This window comes from Pseudomonas urethralis (assembly GCF_021602465.1).
GTDB lineage: Bacteria > Pseudomonadota > Gammaproteobacteria > Pseudomonadales > Pseudomonadaceae > Aquipseudomonas > Aquipseudomonas vlassakiae.
In genome coordinates this window covers 361,957-379,119 of sequence record NZ_BQIJ01000001.1, presented here as the reverse complement: position 1 = coordinate 379,119, position 17,163 = coordinate 361,957, and the positions used below count along the sequence as shown (strand labels likewise).

Below are 17,163 nucleotides of genomic sequence, written 5' to 3'. Positions count from 1 at the left end.
AAGCGTGGGCAGGATACACAAGTCTGGATGACAGTTTGTAACTTTTCCCCGTCACTTGTCGGTTTTGCGGGCGGATACCGGACGGATTGCGGGCAAAAAAACAGGGCCATCAGGCCCTGTCGTTGGGGGTTACTTGCGGCCTTCAGCCGTCTCGGCGACCTTGTCGGTGCGTGCGCACATGATGAAGTCATTGCGGTGCAGGCCCTTGATCGAGTGGCTCCACCAGGTCACGGTGACCTTGCCCCACTCGGTCATCAGGCCAGGGTGGTGGCCTTCGGCTTCGGCGATTTCGCCCACGGCATTGGTGAAGGCCAGGGCCTGCTTGAAGTTCTTGAACAGGAACACGCGCTCCAGTTCCATGTGGCCATCGCGGATTTCGATGTTCCAGTCCGGGATCTCGCGGATCAGTACCGCCAGTTCCTCGTCGGTGACCTTGGGTGCATCAGCGCGGCAGGCTTCACAGTGGGCTTGGTTCAAGGCATTCATGGGTGTGTTTTCCGCTTCGAGTTGTTATCGGCAAGGTGCTCAGGCAGCGACCTTGGGTGGAAATTTCGGTGCGTGCAGCCCCAGTTGCATGGCTTGCTGGACCATGGCCATGATGTCTTCGTGGGCCAGGTCGAACAGGCGCTTCATGTTTGGCAGCACGAAGTACAGCGGCTGCAGGATGTCGATACGGTACGGCGTGCGCATGCACTCGATCGGGTCGAAGGCCTGGTGCTCAGGCTCGCCAGAGAGACTGTAGACGGTCTCCTTCGGCGAGGAGAGGATGCCGCCGCCATAGATCTTGCGGCCCTGCGCGGTTTCCATCAGGCCGAACTCGATGGTCATCCAGTACAGGCGGGCCAGGTAGACGCGTTGTTCCTTGGTCGCGGCCAGGCCGAGCTTGCCGTAGGTGTGAGTGAATTCGGCGAAGAACGGGTTGGTCAGCAGCGGGCAGTGGCCGAAGATCTCGTGGAAGATGTCCGGTTCTTGCAGGTAATCCAGTTCTTCCGGGGTGCGGATAAAGGTGGCGACCGGGAAGCGCTTGCTTGCCAGCAGCTCGAAGAATGTCTGGAAGGGAATCAGCGCCGGTACGCGGGCAACCTGCCAGCCGGTGGTGGCACCCAGCACCTTGTTGATTTCGCCCAGCTGCGGAATGCGCTCATGGGGCAGTTTGAGCTGGTCGATGCCGTCCAGGTATTCCTGGCACGCGCGGCCTTCGATGACGTTCAGCTGGCGGGTGATCAGGGTGTTCCATACCGCATGCTCTTGCTGCGGGTAGTCGATAAAACCATGCGCATCGGGCTCGCGTGCCACGTATTGCGTCTGTTTCATGTGGCTCTCCTGGTGAGGCTTTTCTTGTTATGTCCACGACATGACCTAGGAATATCCCTTCACTGGATGATTTGCACGGGGGTAAGCGCCGCTGCTGGATGCTCCTTGGCCTGCGTCGCGTAACGATTATTTTACAAAATGCCGCGCATGCCGGAAAATCCGGCTCATCGAGCTGCCCTTGATGGGGTTTTTGTCAGCTTATCTTTACGACTTTTCTGTGCGAGGTTGAAAATCTCGCCGCTTCGAGAGCATCCATGCGTATCAAAGTGCACTGCCAGAACCGCATCGGCATTCTTCGCGACATCCTCAACCTGCTGGTGGAATACGGCATCAACGTGCTGCGCGGCGAGGTGGGGGGAGACCATGGCAACGCCATCTACCTGCATTGCTCGAACCTGATCAATCTGCAGTTCCAGGCATTGCGGCCCAAGTTCGAGTCGATCGCTGGCGTATTTGGTGTCAAGCGCGTCGGCCTGATGCCCAGCGAGCGTCGGCATATGGAACTCAACGCACTGCTTGGCGCGCTGGATTTCCCGGTATTGTCGATCGACATGGGGGGCAGCATCGTCGCGGCCAACCGCACTGCGGCGCAGTTGCTCGGGGTGCGCGTCGACGAAGTGCCAGGCATGCCGCTGGCGCGCTATGTCGAGGATTTCGACCTGCCTGAACTGGTGCGTGCCAACAAGTCGCGCATCAATGGCCTGCGCATCAAGGTCAAAGGTGACGTGTTCCTGGCCGATATTGCGCCGCTGCAGTCCGAGCACGATGACAGCGAGGCCCTGGCCGGTGCCGTGCTGACCTTGCACCGCGCCGACCGCATCGGGGAGCGCATCTACAACGTGCGCAAACAGGAATTGCGCGGCTTCGACAGCATCTTCCAGAGTTCGCGGGTAATGGCGGCGGTGGTGCGTGAGGCGCGGCGCATGGCGCCGCTGGATGCGCCCCTGCTGATCGAAGGCGAGACCGGCACCGGCAAGGAATTGCTGGCCCGAGCCTGCCACCTGGCCAGCCCACGTGGCCAAGCGCCTTTGATGGCCCTCAATTGCGCTGGCCTGCCCGAGTCGATGGCCGAGACCGAGTTGTTTGGTTATGGCCCAGGGGCTTTCGAGGGGGCACGTGCCGAGGGCAAGTTGGGGCTGCTGGAGTTGACCGCCGGCGGTACCCTGTTCCTTGATGGGGTGGGGGAGATGAGCCCGCGCCTGCAGGTCAAGTTGCTGCGCTTCTTGCAGGACGGTTGCTTCCGCCGCGTCGGCAGCGACGAAGAGGTGTACCTGGATGTGCGGGTGATCTGCGCCACCCAGGTGGACCTGTCCGAGCTGTGTGCCCGTGGCGAGTTCCGCCAGGACCTGTATCACCGGCTCAACGTGCTGTCGCTGCACATTCCGCCACTGCGCGAGTGCATGGATGGGCTGGAAGGGCTGGTGCAGCATTTCCTCGACCAGGCCAGCCGGCAGATCGGCTGCGCCATGCCACGCCTGGCACCGGCGGCCATGGACAAGCTCAGTCAGTATCACTGGCCGGGCAATGTGCGGCAGTTGGAGAACGTGTTGTTCCAGGCGGTTTCGTTATGCGAAGGCGGGGTGGTGAAAGGCGAGCATATACGCTTGCCGGACTATGGTGTGCGGCAACCGTTGGGCGAGTTTTCGCTGGACGGGGATCTTGCGCAGATTGTCGGCCGATTTGAAAAGGCGGTACTGGAAAGTCTGATGAGCGAGTTTCCCAGTAGCCGGGCATTGGGTAAACGGCTGGGCGTCTCCCACACGACGATTGCCAACAAGTTAAGGGATTATTCCCTGGGCAAGTCGGCAGATTAAATAACTTTTAGTTAATGGCCTGTTAACTTTGCAGGGGCGCAGAAGTTGCGGGGCGGACCAGCACGCGAACGGGGCCCGCAAGGGCCCCGGTTCGAGGTATCAGCCGTTGGAGCAGCCGTTGCCCATCACGCGGTATTCGAGAATGTGCTTCTGGCCCTTGGAGTCCTCGTAGGTCATGCGGGCGGGCACGACTTCACACACGTTGGGCACTTCGCTCATGGAGATGACCCGAGCAATGTCCAGGTGCTGCGAGTAACTGTACTGTTCAACCGGAATCTGCTCGACATTGTTTGCTTCGTCGGCCATCGCCGCGCCGCAAAGACCGCCAAGTACCAATACCAGTAAAGCTTTCATTTTCATTTTACCTGTCTAAGGTCGTGAGGGGGCACGCGACGCTTGTGGCGCCGCGAGTACTGCATAAGTTCAACTATCGGGATGAGAGGGGGATTAACTGATTGCCTTCGTGGGGGCTGTTTCAGTAGTTAATCGCCTTGCCGTTGCTGGCGAGGTGAATCTTATGCCTGGGCAACTAAGGGAAACAGATGGCGTTTTGATAAAGTTTTTTTGCCTTTTTCCATAATCTGTAACAATCCGCTGGCAGGCGTTGTCGCATTTTTCCCTTGCCGGGCCGATAGCTGCGGGCTAGAGCCTTCTGTGCCGTTCGCATGAAGATTTTGCTGTCGCGCTACTACCATCGTCGTATGGTTTTTCCCGCTCTGGTACAGTTACAAACGGTTCCATACAAAAACAACTATTACACCGAGGTAACACAGATGAGTGCGGCTCCACTGTATCCCGTTCGTCCCGAGGTTGCGGCCACTACCCTGACCGACGAGGCCACCTACAAGGCCATGTACCAGCAATCGGTGATCAACCCGGACGGCTTCTGGCGTGAGCAGGCCCAGCGGCTGGACTGGATCAAGCCGTTCACCAAGGTCAAGCAGACCTCGTTCGACGACCACCATGTCGATATCAAGTGGTTTGCCGACGGCACTCTGAACGTCTCCTCCAACTGCCTGGACCGCCACCTCGAAGAGCGCGGCGACCAACTGGCAATCATCTGGGAAGGCGACGACCCTTCCGAGCACCGCAACATCACCTACCGTGAGCTGCACGAGCAGGTCTGCAAGTTCGCCAACGCCCTGCGCGGTCAGGACGTGCACCGTGGCGATGTGGTGACGATCTACATGCCGATGATCCCCGAGGCCGTGGTCGCCATGCTGGCTTGCGCCCGCATCGGTGCGATCCACTCGGTGGTGTTCGGCGGCTTCTCCCCGGAAGCACTGGCCGGCCGCATCATCGACTGCAAGTCGAAGGTTGTCATTACCGCCGATGAGGGCCTGCGTGGTGGCCGTCGTACCCCGCTCAAGGCCAACGTCGACCTGGCGCTGACCAACCCGGAAACCAACAGCGTGCAGAAGATCATCGTGTGCAGGCGCACCGGTGGCGAGATCGCCTGGCACCAGCACCGCGACATCTGGTTCGAAGACCTGATGAAGGTTGCCTCCAGCCACTGTGCGCCGAAGGAAATGGGTGCCGAGGAGCCGCTGTTCATCCTTTATACCTCCGGCTCCACCGGCAAGCCGAAGGGCGTACTGCATACCACCGGTGGTTACCTGGTGTACGCCGCGCTGACCCATGAGCGCGTGTTCGACTACCGTCCGGGCGAAGTCTACTGGTGCACTGCCGATGTCGGCTGGGTGACGGGCCACAGCTACATCGTCTACGGCCCGCTGGCCAACGGCGCCACCACGCTGCTGTTCGAAGGCGTGCCGAACTACCCGGACATCACCCGCGTGTCGAAGATCGTCGACAAGCACAAGGTCAATATTCTCTACACCGCACCGACCGCGATCCGCGCCATGATGGCCGAAGGGCAGGCAGCCGTAGCGGGCGCCGACGGTTCCAGCCTGCGCCTGCTGGGCTCGGTGGGCGAGCCGATCAACCCTGAGGCGTGGAACTGGTACTACAAGACGGTTGGCAAGGAGCGTTGCCCGATCGTCGATACGTGGTGGCAAACCGAAACCGGTGGCGTACTGATCAGCCCGCTGCCAGGTGCCACGGCGCTCAAGCCGGGCTCGGCGACCCGTCCGTTCTTCGGCGTGGTGCCGGCGTTGGTGGACAACCTGGGCAACCTGATCGAAGGGGCCGCCGAAGGCAACCTGGTGATCCTCGATTCCTGGCCGGGCCAGTCGCGTTCGCTGTATGGCGACCATGATCGTTTCGTCGACACCTACTTCAAGACCTTCCGCGGCATGTACTTCACCGGTGACGGCGCACGTCGTGACGAGGATGGCTACTACTGGATCACCGGCCGCGTGGACGATGTGCTCAACGTGTCCGGCCACCGCATGGGCACCGCCGAGATCGAAAGCGCCATGGTCGCCCATGCCAAGGTGGCGGAAGCTGCAGTGGTTGGCGTGCCGCACGACATCAAGGGGCAAGGCATCTATGTCTATGTCACCCTCAATGCCGGCATCGAGCCGAGCGAGCAGCTGCGCCTGGAGCTGAAGAACTGGGTGCGCAAGGAGATCGGCCCGATTGCCTCGCCGGATGTGATCCAGTGGGCGCCGGGGCTGCCGAAAACCCGCTCGGGCAAGATCATGCGGCGTATTCTGCGCAAGATCGCCACGGCCGAATACGATGCCCTGGGTGATATCTCGACCCTGGCCGACCCGAGTGTGGTGCAGCACCTGATCGACACCCACAAAGCGATGAGCCTGGCTTCGGCCTGATAAGCCGCATAGACGATGGATGGTGCAAAACCCCGCCAGGGCAACCGGCGGGGTTTTTGCTTTACTGTTACCCGACAATCATCGGTAACTGTTCTGTCACCGATTTCGCACAGGATCGGGGCGCAGGGAAACAGGTCCGTGTCATTTCGGTGCGTTCGCTTGGCTGTTTTCAGCAAGGTGAAACGCTGCACTTGCCGTATCGCAAGGGTTTGCCAATAATAGGCCCGGTAATTGCTTGGCTTACAGGTTATTTCTCTCGAGCTCTTGCATGTTTTGCAAAAGCTGTCAACATCGCCCGCCGCGATTTCAAGCGCTTCTGTAAGTAGTTGTCGCTTTGAAGAAATATCGACTACCGGGCTGTCGTTAAAATGCCACTCACTCGCTCGTGGTCTGCGACCTTGGTCGAAACCTGCGCGGCTCGCGTTGTACCCATTCGCATATCGGGCAGTTGTTACCCCTGCCTCGTATTGCCCCGTACCGATGGAGTTACCTGATGAAGAAGCTCGCACTGCTTGGCGCCCTGGCGCTTTCTGTGTTTTCCCTGGTGTCGCAGGCCGATGAAAAACCGTTGAAGATCGGCATCGAAGCCGCCTACCCACCGTTCGCCTTCAAGCAGCCAGACGGCAGCATCGCCGGTTTCGACTACGACATCGGCAACGCCCTGTGTGAAGAGATGAAGGCCAAGTGCACCTGGGTCGAGCAAGAGTTCGACGGCCTTATCCCGGCGCTGAAGGTGCGCAAGATCGACGCCATCCTGTCTTCGATGTCGATCACCGACGACCGCAAGAAGTCGGTCGACTTCACCAAGCGCTACTACCTGACTCCAGCACGCCTGGTCATGAAGGAAGGCACCACCGTCAGCGACAGCCTCGACGAACTCAAGGGCAAGAAGATCGGTGTACAGCGCGGCTCGATCCACGACCGCTTCGCCAAGGAAGTGCTGGCTCCCAAGGGCGCCACTGTCGTGCCTTATGGCACCCAGAACGAAATCTACCTGGACGTTGCCGCCGGTCGCCTTGACGGTACCGTGGCCGACGCCACCCTGCTCGAAGACGGCTTCCTGAAAACCGATGCTGGCAAAGGCTTTGCCTTCGTCGGCCCATCGTTCACCGACGTCAAGTACTTCGGTGACGGCGTCGGCATCGCCGTGCGCAAAGGCGACGATGCCAACCGCGAGCGCATCAACAAGGCTATCGACGCCATCCGCGCCAACGGCAAGTACAAAGAAATCGAGAAGAAGTACTTCAACTTCGACATCTACGGTCCAGACTCGAACTAAGGCGTCGGGTTTCACCTGTGCAATGGTGCAAACAGCAGAAGCTCTGAGGTTTGCACCATTTTTCATTCCCAAGCCCTGAGGAATCCCAATCATGTTGAAAGGCTATGGGGCAGTCATCCTCGACGGGGCGTGGCTGACGCTACAGCTCGCCTTGTCGTCGATGGCCCTGGCCATCGTCCTCGGCCTGATCGGCGTGGCGCTGCGCTTGTCGCCGGTGCGCTGGCTGGCCTGGCTGGGGGATCTGTATTCCACGGTGATCCGTGGCATCCCCGACCTGGTCCTGATCCTGCTGATTTTCTACGGCGGCCAGGACATCATCAACCGGGTGGCGCCGCTGCTCGGCTATGACGACTACATCGACCTGAACCCGCTGGTGGCCGGTATCGGCACGCTGGGCTTCATTTTCGGTGCGTACCTGTCGGAAACCTTCCGGGGTGCGTTCCTCGGTATCCCCAAGGGCCAGGCCGAAGCCGGCGTGGCCTATGGCATGAGCGCGCGCCAGGTGTTCTTCCGCATCCAGGTGCCACAGATGATCCGCCTGGCCATCCCGGGCTTCACCAACAACTGGCTGGTGCTGACCAAGGCCACGGCGCTGATTTCGGTGGTCGGCCTGCAGGACATGATGTTCAAGGCCAAGCAGGCGGCCGACGCCACCCGCGAGCCTTTCACCTTCTTCCTGGCCGTGGCTGCGCTGTACCTGGTGATCACCAGTATTTCGCTGCTGGCGCTGAAGTATCTGGAGCGCCGCTACTCGGTTGGCGTCAAGGTGGCTGAACTATGATTTTCGACTACAACGTCGTCTGGGAGGCCATGCCGCTGTATCTCGGCGGCCTGCTGACCACCCTCAAGCTGCTGGCGCTGTCGCTGTTGTTCGGGCTGCTGGCGGCGATTCCGCTGGGCCTGATGCGGGTATCCAGGCAGCCGCTGGTGAACCTGGTCGCCTGGCTGTACACCTACGTGATCCGCGGCACGCCGATGCTGGTGCAGCTATTCCTGATCTACTATGGCCTGGCCCAGTTCGAGACGGTGCGCGAAAGCATCTTCTGGCCGTGGCTGTCCAGCGCGACCTTCTGTGCCTGCCTGGCCTTCGCCATCAACACCAGTGCCTACACCGCGGAAATCATCGCTGGCAGCCTCAAGGCCACGCCCCATGGCGAGATCGAGGCGGCCAAGGCCATGGGCATGTCGCGCATGAAGATGTACCGCCGCATCCTGCTGCCATCGGCCCTGCGCCGGGCCCTGCCGCAGTACAGCAACGAAGTGATCATGATGCTGCAGACCACCAGCCTGGCGTCGATCGTCACCCTGATCGACATCACCGGTGCCGCGCGCACGGTCAATGCCCAGTACTACCTGCCTTTCGAGGCCTATATCACGGCGGGCGTATTCTACCTGTGCCTGACCTTCATCCTCGTGCGCCTGTTCAAGATGGCCGAACGCCGCTGGCTCGGCTACCTGGCGCCGCGCAAGCACTGAACGCTCTGTGAGAACCGACAGCATGTACAAACTCGAAGTCCAAGACCTGCACAAGCGCTACGGCAGCCATGAAGTGCTCAAGGGCGTGTCCCTGGCGGCGAAAGCAGGCGATGTGATCAGCATCATCGGCTCCAGCGGTTCGGGCAAGTCGACCTTCCTGCGCTGCATCAACCTGCTCGAGCAGCCCCATGCAGGCAAGATCCTGCTCAACAATGAAGAGCTCAAGCTGGTACCTGGCAAGGATGGCGCGCTCAAGGCCTCGGACCCGCGCCAGCTGCAGCGCATGCGCTCGCGCCTGTCGATGGTGTTCCAGCATTTCAACCTGTGGTCGCACATGACCGCGCTGGAGAACATCATCGAAGCGCCGGTGCATGTGCTGGGTGTGAACAAGAAGGAAGCCCTGGAGAAGGCCGAGCACTACCTGGCCAAGGTCGGCGTGGCGCACCGCAAGGACGCTTTCCCCGGCCACATGTCCGGCGGTGAGCAGCAGCGTGTGGCGATTGCCCGGGCCCTGGCCATGGAGCCAGAGGTCATGCTGTTCGACGAGCCAACCTCGGCGCTCGACCCGGAGCTGGTGGGGGACGTGCTCAAGGTGATGCAGGCGCTGGCCCAGGAAGGCCGCACCATGGTGGTGGTGACCCACGAAATGGGCTTTGCCCGCGAGGTGTCGAACCAGCTGGTGTTCCTGCACAAAGGCCTGGTCGAAGAAACCGGTTGCCCGCGTGAAGTGCTCGCTAATCCGCAATCGGAGCGGCTCAAGCAGTTCCTCTCCGGCAGCCTGAAGTAAAGGCTGCACCTTTGCACCAGAATAGGGCATGCTGCGCAGCGAGCGCAGTGTGACCCGGCGCCACAGACTCGAACGAACCCAGGTTTCGGACCGCACCCTATGACCACCCAGCGAATCGGTTTTCTCATCTGGCCAAGCACCAAGCCTTTGACCCTGGCGCTGGCTGAGGAAGTGTTGCTGGTGGCCCAGCGGGTGCACCCGGAGGTGGTCTACGAGATCGCCTTCCTTCAGGCGGAGCGCGCCGGGGAGGGCGCCTGGCGCCTGCCGGGCGAGCCGTGGAACGGGCGCCTGGAGGGCTGCCACAAGCTCTTTCTGCTGGCCGACGACCTGCCTCAGCCAGTGGGTTCGGCGCTTTCGGCGGCGCTCAAGCAGCTGGCACGCAGTGGTTGCATGATTGGCGGCCTGTCCGCCGGGGTCTACCCGCTGGCCATGCTCGGCCTGCTCGACGGCTACCGCGCTGCGGTGCACTGGCGCTGGCAGGACGACTTTGCCGAACGATTCCCCAAGGTGATTGCTACCAGCCACCTGTTCGACTGGGACCGTGACCGCCTGACGGCCTGTGGTGGCATGGCGGTGACCGACTTGCTGCTGGCGGTGCTGGCCCGCGATCACGGGGCCGAGCTTGCCGGGGCGGTGTCCGAGGAACTGGTGGTCGAGCGCATTCGCGAAGGGGGCGAGCGCCAGCGCATTCCGCTACAGAACCGCCTGGGGTCGAGCCACCCGAAGCTGACCCAGGCGGTGCTGTTGATGGAGGCCAACATCGAAGAGCCGCTGACCACCGACGAAATCGCCCAGCATGTCTGCGTATCGCGTCGGCAGCTGGAGCGGATTTTCAAGCAGTACCTGAACCGCGTGCCGAGCCAGTATTACCTGGAGCTGCGGCTGAACAAGGCGCGGCAGATGCTGATGCAGACCAGCAAGTCGATCATCCAGATTGGCTTGTCCTGTGGCTTCTCCTCGGGGCCGCATTTTTCCAGCGCCTATCGCAACTTCTTCGGCGCCACGCCGCGGGAAGACCGTAACCAGCGGCGTAGCAGCAGTCCGTTCGAACTGAGCTCGGCGCCTGCCGAGAAGGGCTGAGTTTTCTACTGCCTGTGCCGGCCCTTTCGCGGCTAAAGCCGCTCCCACAGGGACCGCACAAGCTTCAGGGGCGGCACAGGTCCTGTGGGAGCGGCTTTAGCCGCGAAAGGGCCGGCACAGGCAGCCATCTTTGTTAATGTGCACACCCGTTCACCCAGCCCCCTCTCTCCCGTACACTGCGCGATTGCGACAGTGTTTGTCGCATTGCCGAAAGCCTGGGTAAAACTGGGTTTTGCGCTGTAACAAGTTGTCGCTTGGCCGCAAGGACAGGCGCGGTTCAGTCCTTACAATCCCCCCATCGCTCGCCACTTCCAGGCCAGCGTTCCTCTTCAGGAGACTCAGATGTCCGTTGAGCAAGCCCCGGTGCAACGTGCCGATTTCGACCAGGTCATGGTCCCCAACTATTCTCCGGCGGCCTTCATTCCTGTGCGAGGCGAGGGTTCCCGCGTCTGGGACCAGTCGGGCCGCGAACTCATCGACTTTGCCGGCGGCATCGCGGTGAACGCCCTGGGCCATTGCCACCCGGCCCTGGTCAAGGCGCTGACCGAACAGGCCAACACCCTCTGGCACGTATCCAACGTATTCACCAACGAACCAGCCCTGCGCCTGGCGCACAAGCTGGTCGACGCTACCTTTGCCGACCGGGCGTTCTTCTGCAACTCCGGCGCCGAGTCCAACGAGGCCGCCTTCAAGCTGGCCCGTCGCGTCGCCCACGACCGCTTCGGCCCTGAGAAGCACGAGATCATCTCCACCGTGAACAGCTTCCACGGTCGCACCCTGTTCACCGTCAGCGTCGGTGGCCAGCCCAAGTACTCCGACGGCTTCGGCCCGAAGATCACCGGCATCAGCCATGTGCCCTACAACGACCTGGAAGCGTTGAAGGCGCAGATTTCCGACAAGACCTGCGCCGTGGTGATCGAACCGATCCAGGGTGAAAGCGGTGTGGTACCGGCCGACAAGGCTTACCTGGAAGGCGCGCGCAAGCTGTGCGACGAGCACAATGCCCTGCTGATCTTCGACGAAGTGCAGACTGGCGTGGGTCGCACCGGCTCGCTGTACGCTTATCAGCACTTCGGCGTGACCCCGGACATCCTGACCAGTGCCAAGAGCCTGGGCGGCGGTTTCCCCATCGGCGCCATGCTGACCACCACCGACATCGCCAAGCACCTGGCTGTCGGCACCCACGGCACTACATACGGCGGCAACCCGCTGGGCTGCGCCGTCGCCTGCGCGGTGCTGGACGTGGTCAATACCCCGCAAACCCTGGCGGGCATCAAGGCCAAGCACGAGCGCTTCAAGTCCCGTCTGGAAAAGATCGGCCAGCAGTACGGTCTGTTCAGCCAGGTACGTGGCGTCGGCCTGCTGATCGGCTGCGTGCTGTCCGAAGCCTGGAAGGGCAAGGCCAAGGACGTGCTCAACGCTGCTGAAAAAGACGGCGTGATGGTGTTGCAGGCCGGCCCGGATGTGGTCCGCTTCGCGCCAAGCCTGGTGATCGAAGATGCCGACATCGACGAAGGCCTCGATCGCTTCGAACGCGCTGTGGCGCAACTGACCCAGGGCTGATCGGCCTGCGGTCCGTTCACCGGCCGGCGCCGTTCGAGGCCTCGGGCCGGTGAACCTCGAATTCCAGTGCGGGGGCTGATGCGCCCGCCGATTTTCCGTGCCGTCATGAATGGCCCGTTTTTCCAAAGGAGTGACACCATGCTGGTGATGCGCCCCGCGCAAATGGCTGATCTGAACGAAGTGCAGCGCATGGCTGCCGACAGCCCCGTTGGTGTCACCTCGCTGCCGGACGATGCCGCCCGCCTGGGCGACAAGATTGCCGCCTCGGAAACCTCCTTCGCCGCTGAAGTCAGCTTCAACGGTGAAGAAAGCTACTTCTTCGTGCTCGAGGACAGCGAGACGGGCAAGCTTTCGGGGTGTTCGGCCATCGTCGCCTCGGCTGGCTATTCCGAGCCGTTCTACAGCTTCCGCAACGAAACCTTCGTGCATGCTTCGCGTGAGCTGAAGATTCACAACAAGATCCACGTCCTCTCGTTGTGCCACGACCTGACCGGCAACAGCCTGCTGACCAGCTTCTATGTGTTGCCGGAACTGGTGAACAGTGGCTGGGCCGAGCTCAACTCCCGTGGCCGCCTGCTGTTCATGGCCTCGCACCCGGAGCGCTTCGCCGACTCGGTGGTGACCGAGATCGTCGGCTACAGCGACGAACAAGGCGAATCGCCGTTCTGGGATGCCATCGGTCGCAACTTCTTCGACCTCAACTATGCCCACGCCGAGCGCCTGTGTGGTCTCAAGAGCCGCACCTTCCTCGCCGAACTGATGCCGCACTACCCGATCTACGTGCCACTGCTGCCCGACGACGCGCAGGAAGCGATGGGCCAGGTGCACCCGCGGGCACAGATCACCTTCGACATCCTCATGCGCGAAGGCTTCGAGACCGAGCACTACATCGACATCTTCGACGGCGGCCCGACGCTGCATGCGCGTACCTCGGGCATCCGCTCGATCGCCCAGAGCCGCGTGGTGCCGGTCAAGGTGGACGACACCCCGGTCAAGGGCGGTCGTCCTTACCTGGTGTGCAACGGCCAATTGCAGGATTACCGCGCCGTGCTGCTGGAACTGGACTGGGTGCCGGGCAAGCCGGTCAGCCTCAGCAGCCAGGCGGCCGAAGCCCTGGGTGTTGGTGAAGGCGCCAGCGTGCGCCTGGTCGCCGCCTGAGCCACGGTGCGCTAGCCGGGAGAACCGGCAGGTATAGAGAGTCATGCGGCAGGCACTGGCCACCGCACAAGGAGATAGCATGATCGTTCGTCCTGTACGCAGCAGCGATTTACCCGCGCTGATCGAATTGGCCCGCAGCACCGGCACCACCGGGCTGACCACCCTGCCGGCCAACGAGGAGCGCCTTGGCCACCGCGTCGGCTGGGCCGAAAAGAGCTTCCGCGGCGAAGCCGAGCGTGGCGACACCGACTACCTGTTCGTGCTGGAGAACGATGAGGGCCTGGTGGTTGGCATCAGCGCCATCGCCGGCGCCGTCGGCCTGCGTGAGCCTTGGTACAACTACCGGGTCGGCCTCACGGTCAGCGCCTCCCAGGAGCTGAAGATCTACCGCGAAATCCCCACGCTGTTCCTGGCCAACGACCTGACCGGCAACTCCGAGCTGTGCTCGCTGTTCCTGCGCAGCGATTACCGCTCCGGGCTCAACGGCCGCCTGCTGTCGCGTGCGCGCATGCTGTTCATTGCCGAGTTCCCTGAACTGTTCGGCAACAAGATCATCGCTGAAATGCGCGGCATGTCCGACGAGCAAGGACGTTCGCCATTCTGGGAAAGCCTGGGCCGGCACTTCTTCAAGATGGAGTTCAGCCAGGCCGACTACCTCACTGGCGTGGGCAACAAGTCGTTCATTGCCGAGCTGATGCCCAAGTTCCCGCTGTACACCTGCTTCCTGTCCGAAGCTGCGCGCAATGTCATCGGCCGTGTGCACACCGACACCGAACCTGCGCTGGCGATGCTCAAGCAGGAAGGCTTCAGCTACCAGGGCTATGTCGACATCTTCGACGCAGGCCCGGCCATCGAATGCGAGACGTCGAAGATCCGCGCCGTGCGCGAGAGCGAGACCCTCGTGCTGGCCGTGGGCACGCCGGGTGATGACGCGACCCCTTACATCATTCACAACCGCAAGCGCGACGACTGCCGCATCACCGCAGCCCCCGCGCGCCTCGCCGCGGGCACCCTGGTGGTCGACCCGCTGACCGCCAAGCGCCTGCGCATGGGCGCCGGCGACAACGTACGCGCCGTGCCGCTGTCGGCAAGCCGGGAGGCCCAGTAAATGACTACGCATTACATCGCAGGCAGCTGGCTGGCAGGCCAGGGCGAAGCCCTGCAGTCGCTCAACCCGGTGACCCAGGCGGTCGTCTGGCAAGGGCAGGGGGCCGATGCCGGCCAGGTCGACGCAGCCGTCAAGGCGGCCCGCCAGGCATTCCCGGCCTGGGCGCAACTGAGCCTGGACGCCCGCATCGAGGTGCTGGAGAAGTTCGCCGAGCAGCTGAAGCAGCATGCCGAGGCATTGGCACATTGCATCGGTGAGGAAACCGGCAAACCGCTGTGGGAATCGGCCACGGAAGTGACCAGCATGGTCAACAAGGTGGCGATCTCGGTGCAGAGCTACCGCGAACGTACCGGCGAGAAGAGCGGCCCGCTGGCCGATGCCACCGCTGTGCTGCGGCACAAGCCCCACGGCGTGGTGGCGGTGTTCGGCCCGTACAACTTCCCCGGCCATTTGCCCAATGGCCACATCGTGCCGGCACTGTTGGCGGGCAATTGCGTGGTGTTCAAACCCAGCGAGCTGACCCCCAAGGTCGCCGAACTGACGGTCAACTGCTGGATCGCCGCAGGCCTGCCGGCCGGTGTGCTCAACCTGGTGCAGGGGGCTCGTGAAACCGGTGTGGCGCTGGCCGCCAACCCGGGTATCGATGGCCTGTTCTTCACCGGCTCCAGCCGCACCGGCAACCTGCTGCACCAGCAGTTCGCCGGCCGGCCGGAGAAGATCCTTGCCCTGGAAATGGGCGGTAACAACCCGCTGGTGGTGGATGAGGTCAAGGACCTTGATGCCGCGGTGTACACCATCATCCAGTCGGCATTCATTTCTGCCGGCCAGCGCTGCACCTGCGCGCGCCGTCTGCTGGTGCCGCAGGGCGCCTGGGGCGATGCGCTGATCGCGAGGCTGGTCGCGGTGTGCCGCAGCATTACCGTCGGCGCCTTCGACCAGCAGCCGGCACCTTTCATGGGCTCGGTGATCTCGTTGCAGGCCGCGCAGGCATTGATGACGGCCCAGGCCGAACTGCTGGCCAAAGGTGCGGTGGAACTGCTGGCAATGACCCAGCCCCAGGCCAACGCCGCGCTGCTCACGCCGGGTATTGTGGATGTGACTGCGCTGGCCGAGCGCCCGGACGAGGAGTTCTTCGGCCCGCTGCTGCAGGTTATCCGCTACGCCGACTTCGATGCCGCCATCGACGAGGCCAACAATACCCAGTACGGCCTGGCCGCCGGCCTGCTGTCCGATTCCCGGGCGCGCTACCAGTACTTCTGGCTGCGCAGCCGCGCCGGTATCGTCAACTGGAACAAACAGCTGACCGGCGCCGCCAGCAGTGCGCCGTTCGGTGGGGTCGGTGCCAGTGGCAACCACCGCGCCAGTGCCTACTACGCAGCCGATTACTGCGCTTACCCCGTGGCTTCGCTGGAGACCGCCAGCCTTGCCCTGCCGGCGACCCTGACGCCGGGCGTCACTCTATAACAACAGGTCACGGAGCCTAGCCGATGAAATCCTATGAAGTGAATTTTGATGGCCTGGTGGGGCCAACCCACAACTACGGCGGCCTGTCCTACGGTAACGTGGCTTCGCAGAGCAACAGCCAGCAAGGGTCAAACCCGCGGGAAGCGGCGCGCCAGGGCCTGGCCAAGATGAAAGCGCTGGCCGACCTGGGCTTCAAGCAGGGCGTGCTGGCGCCGCAAGAACGCCCGGACGTGGCTGCCCTGCGCCGCCTGGGCTTCAGCGGCAGCGATGCCGAGGTGATTCGGCGTGCCGCCAAGGAGGCCATGCCACTGCTGGTCGCCAGCTGCTCGGCCTCGAGCATGTGGGTGGCCAACGCCGCCACCGTCAGCCCGAGCGCCGACACGGCCGATGGTCGCGTACATTTCACGGCTGCCAACCTCAACTGCAAGTACCACCGCAGCATCGAGCACCCGACCACCAGCCGTGTGCTGGCGGCGATGTTCAACGACGACAAGCACTTCGCCCACCACGAAGCGCTGCCCGCGGTGGCGCAGTTCGGCGATGAAGGCGCGGCCAACCATACGCGCTTCTGCCGCGAATACGGTGAAGCCGGGGTGGAGTTCTTCGTCTATGGCCGCAGCGCCTTCGATAGCCGCTACCCCGCGCCGCAGAAGTACCCGGCCCGGCAAACGCTGGAGGCCTCCCAGGCTGTGGCGCGGCTGCACGGCCTGAGCGAGGACGGTGTGGTCTACGCTCAACAGAACCCGGCGGTGATCGACCAGGGCGTGTTTCACAACGATGTGATTTCGGTCGGTAACGGTGAAGTGCTCTTCTATCATGAGGACGCTTTCCTCGAGACCGACGCGGTGCTTGGCCAGCTGCAGGCTAAACTGGCCAGCAAGGGTGGCAACTTCCAGGCCATCCGTGTGCCGCGTGCGGCGGTGACGGTAGAAGATGCCGTGCGCTCCTACCTGTTCAACAGCCAGCTGCTCAGCCGTGACGATGGCTCGATGCTGCTGGTGGTGCCGGAGGAGTGCCGCAACAACGAGCGGGTCTGGGCCTATCTGCGGCAGTTGACCGCCCAAGGCGGTGCGGTGAAGGAGGTCAAGGTGTTCGACCTCAAGCAGAGCATGCAGAACGGCGGTGGCCCGGCTTGCCTGCGGTTGCGCGTGGCATTGAAGGAATCGGAACTGGCAGCGGTCAATCCAGGCGTTATCATGACCGCCCCGCTGTACGACACTCTGCTGCAGTGGGTCGACAAGCACTACCGCGATCGCCTTGGCGAAGCCGACCTTGCCGACCCGCAGCTGCTGCTGGAGTGCCGCACCGCACTGGATGAATTGACCCAGATCCTGAAGTTGGGCTCGGTGTACCCGTTCCAACGCCAACCTTGAAGAGAGAATTTG

The 17,163-nt window shown here is 62.5% G+C and carries 15 protein-coding genes; 12 read left to right on the top strand and 3 right to left on the bottom strand.

Annotated elements, in window-relative coordinates; all coding sequences use genetic code 11:
- Window positions 1–129: 129 nt before the first annotated feature.
- Together L6D64_RS01660 and phhA are read right to left on the bottom strand one after the other, a co-directional pair.
- Window positions 130–486 (bottom strand): 4a-hydroxytetrahydrobiopterin dehydratase, encoded by a 357-nt coding sequence (locus L6D64_RS01660; protein ID WP_054887059.1) that lies wholly within the window; start codon window positions 484–486, stop codon window positions 130–132.
- A 39-nt stretch (window positions 487–525) separates the two neighbouring features.
- Entirely contained in the window at window positions 526–1,314 is a 789-nt protein-coding gene (phhA, locus tag L6D64_RS01655) for a phenylalanine 4-monooxygenase (RefSeq protein WP_054887058.1), read from the bottom strand.
- A 254-nt stretch (window positions 1,315–1,568) separates the two neighbouring features.
- Between phhA and L6D64_RS01650 the strand changes: the two genes are divergently transcribed.
- Entirely contained in the window at window positions 1,569–3,128 is a 1,560-nt protein-coding gene (locus L6D64_RS01650) for a sigma-54-dependent transcriptional regulator (RefSeq protein WP_176509055.1), read from the top strand.
- 99 nt (window positions 3,129–3,227) lie between these two features.
- Here the strand turns inward: L6D64_RS01650 and L6D64_RS01645 are convergent, their stop codons facing one another.
- On the bottom strand, window positions 3,228–3,482 hold the full coding sequence (locus L6D64_RS01645; protein WP_176509054.1) for a DUF2790 domain-containing protein: 255 nt from the start codon (window positions 3,480–3,482) through the stop codon (window positions 3,228–3,230).
- Between the two features lie 419 nt (window positions 3,483–3,901).
- Between L6D64_RS01645 and acs the strand changes: the two genes are divergently transcribed.
- The 11 genes from acs to astB all read left to right on the top strand — a co-directional run bounded on the left by acs (window position 3,902) and on the right by astB (window position 17,151).
- Window positions 3,902–5,863, top strand: a complete 1,962-nt coding sequence (gene acs / locus L6D64_RS01640; protein ID WP_176509053.1) for an acetate--CoA ligase — start codon at window positions 3,902–3,904, stop codon at window positions 5,861–5,863.
- Window positions 5,864–6,356: 493 nt separating this feature from the next.
- On the top strand, window positions 6,357–7,142 hold the full coding sequence (locus tag L6D64_RS01635) for an ABC transporter substrate-binding protein (protein WP_054887054.1): 786 nt from the start codon (window positions 6,357–6,359) through the stop codon (window positions 7,140–7,142).
- Between the two features lie 91 nt (window positions 7,143–7,233).
- Complete coding sequence (locus L6D64_RS01630; protein ID WP_027921088.1) at window positions 7,234–7,923, top strand: ABC transporter permease; 690 nt, start codon at window positions 7,234–7,236, stop codon at window positions 7,921–7,923.
- Window positions 7,920–8,618: an ABC transporter permease gene (locus tag L6D64_RS01625; RefSeq protein ID WP_176509052.1), complete on the top strand. Its 699-nt coding sequence runs from the start codon at window positions 7,920–7,922 to the stop codon at window positions 8,616–8,618. Before L6D64_RS01630 ends, L6D64_RS01625 begins: the two co-directional genes overlap by 4 nt.
- Window positions 8,619–8,640: 22 nt before the next feature.
- A complete protein-coding gene (locus L6D64_RS01620) occupies window positions 8,641–9,405 on the top strand; it encodes an ABC transporter ATP-binding protein (RefSeq protein ID WP_176509051.1) in 765 nt (254 codons plus the stop codon).
- A gap of 99 nt (window positions 9,406–9,504) precedes the next feature.
- Window positions 9,505–10,485 carry a transcriptional regulator ArgR gene (gene argR, locus L6D64_RS01615; RefSeq protein ID WP_176509050.1) on the top strand — a complete coding sequence of 327 codons (981 nt, stop codon included), beginning with the start codon at window positions 9,505–9,507 and terminating at the stop codon, window positions 10,483–10,485.
- A gap of 342 nt (window positions 10,486–10,827) precedes the next feature.
- Window positions 10,828–12,048: an aspartate aminotransferase family protein gene (locus tag L6D64_RS01610; protein WP_176509049.1), complete on the top strand. Its 1,221-nt coding sequence runs from the start codon at window positions 10,828–10,830 to the stop codon at window positions 12,046–12,048.
- A 138-nt stretch (window positions 12,049–12,186) separates the two neighbouring features.
- A complete protein-coding gene (gene aruF, locus L6D64_RS01605; RefSeq protein ID WP_054886211.1) occupies window positions 12,187–13,206 on the top strand; it encodes an arginine/ornithine succinyltransferase subunit alpha in 1,020 nt (339 codons plus the stop codon).
- Between the two features lie 79 nt (window positions 13,207–13,285).
- Window positions 13,286–14,314 carry an arginine N-succinyltransferase gene (gene astA / locus L6D64_RS01600; RefSeq protein WP_176509048.1) on the top strand — a complete coding sequence of 343 codons (1,029 nt, stop codon included), beginning with the start codon at window positions 13,286–13,288 and terminating at the stop codon, window positions 14,312–14,314.
- Entirely contained in the window at window positions 14,315–15,778 is a 1,464-nt protein-coding gene (astD, locus tag L6D64_RS01595) for a succinylglutamate-semialdehyde dehydrogenase (protein WP_176509047.1), read from the top strand.
- A gap of 23 nt (window positions 15,779–15,801) precedes the next feature.
- The gene (gene astB / locus L6D64_RS01590) at window positions 15,802–17,151 is read left to right on the top strand and encodes an N-succinylarginine dihydrolase (RefSeq protein WP_176509046.1); all 1,350 of its coding nucleotides are present in this window, start codon (window positions 15,802–15,804) and stop codon (window positions 17,149–17,151) included.
- Window positions 17,152–17,163: the final 12 nt, after the last annotated feature.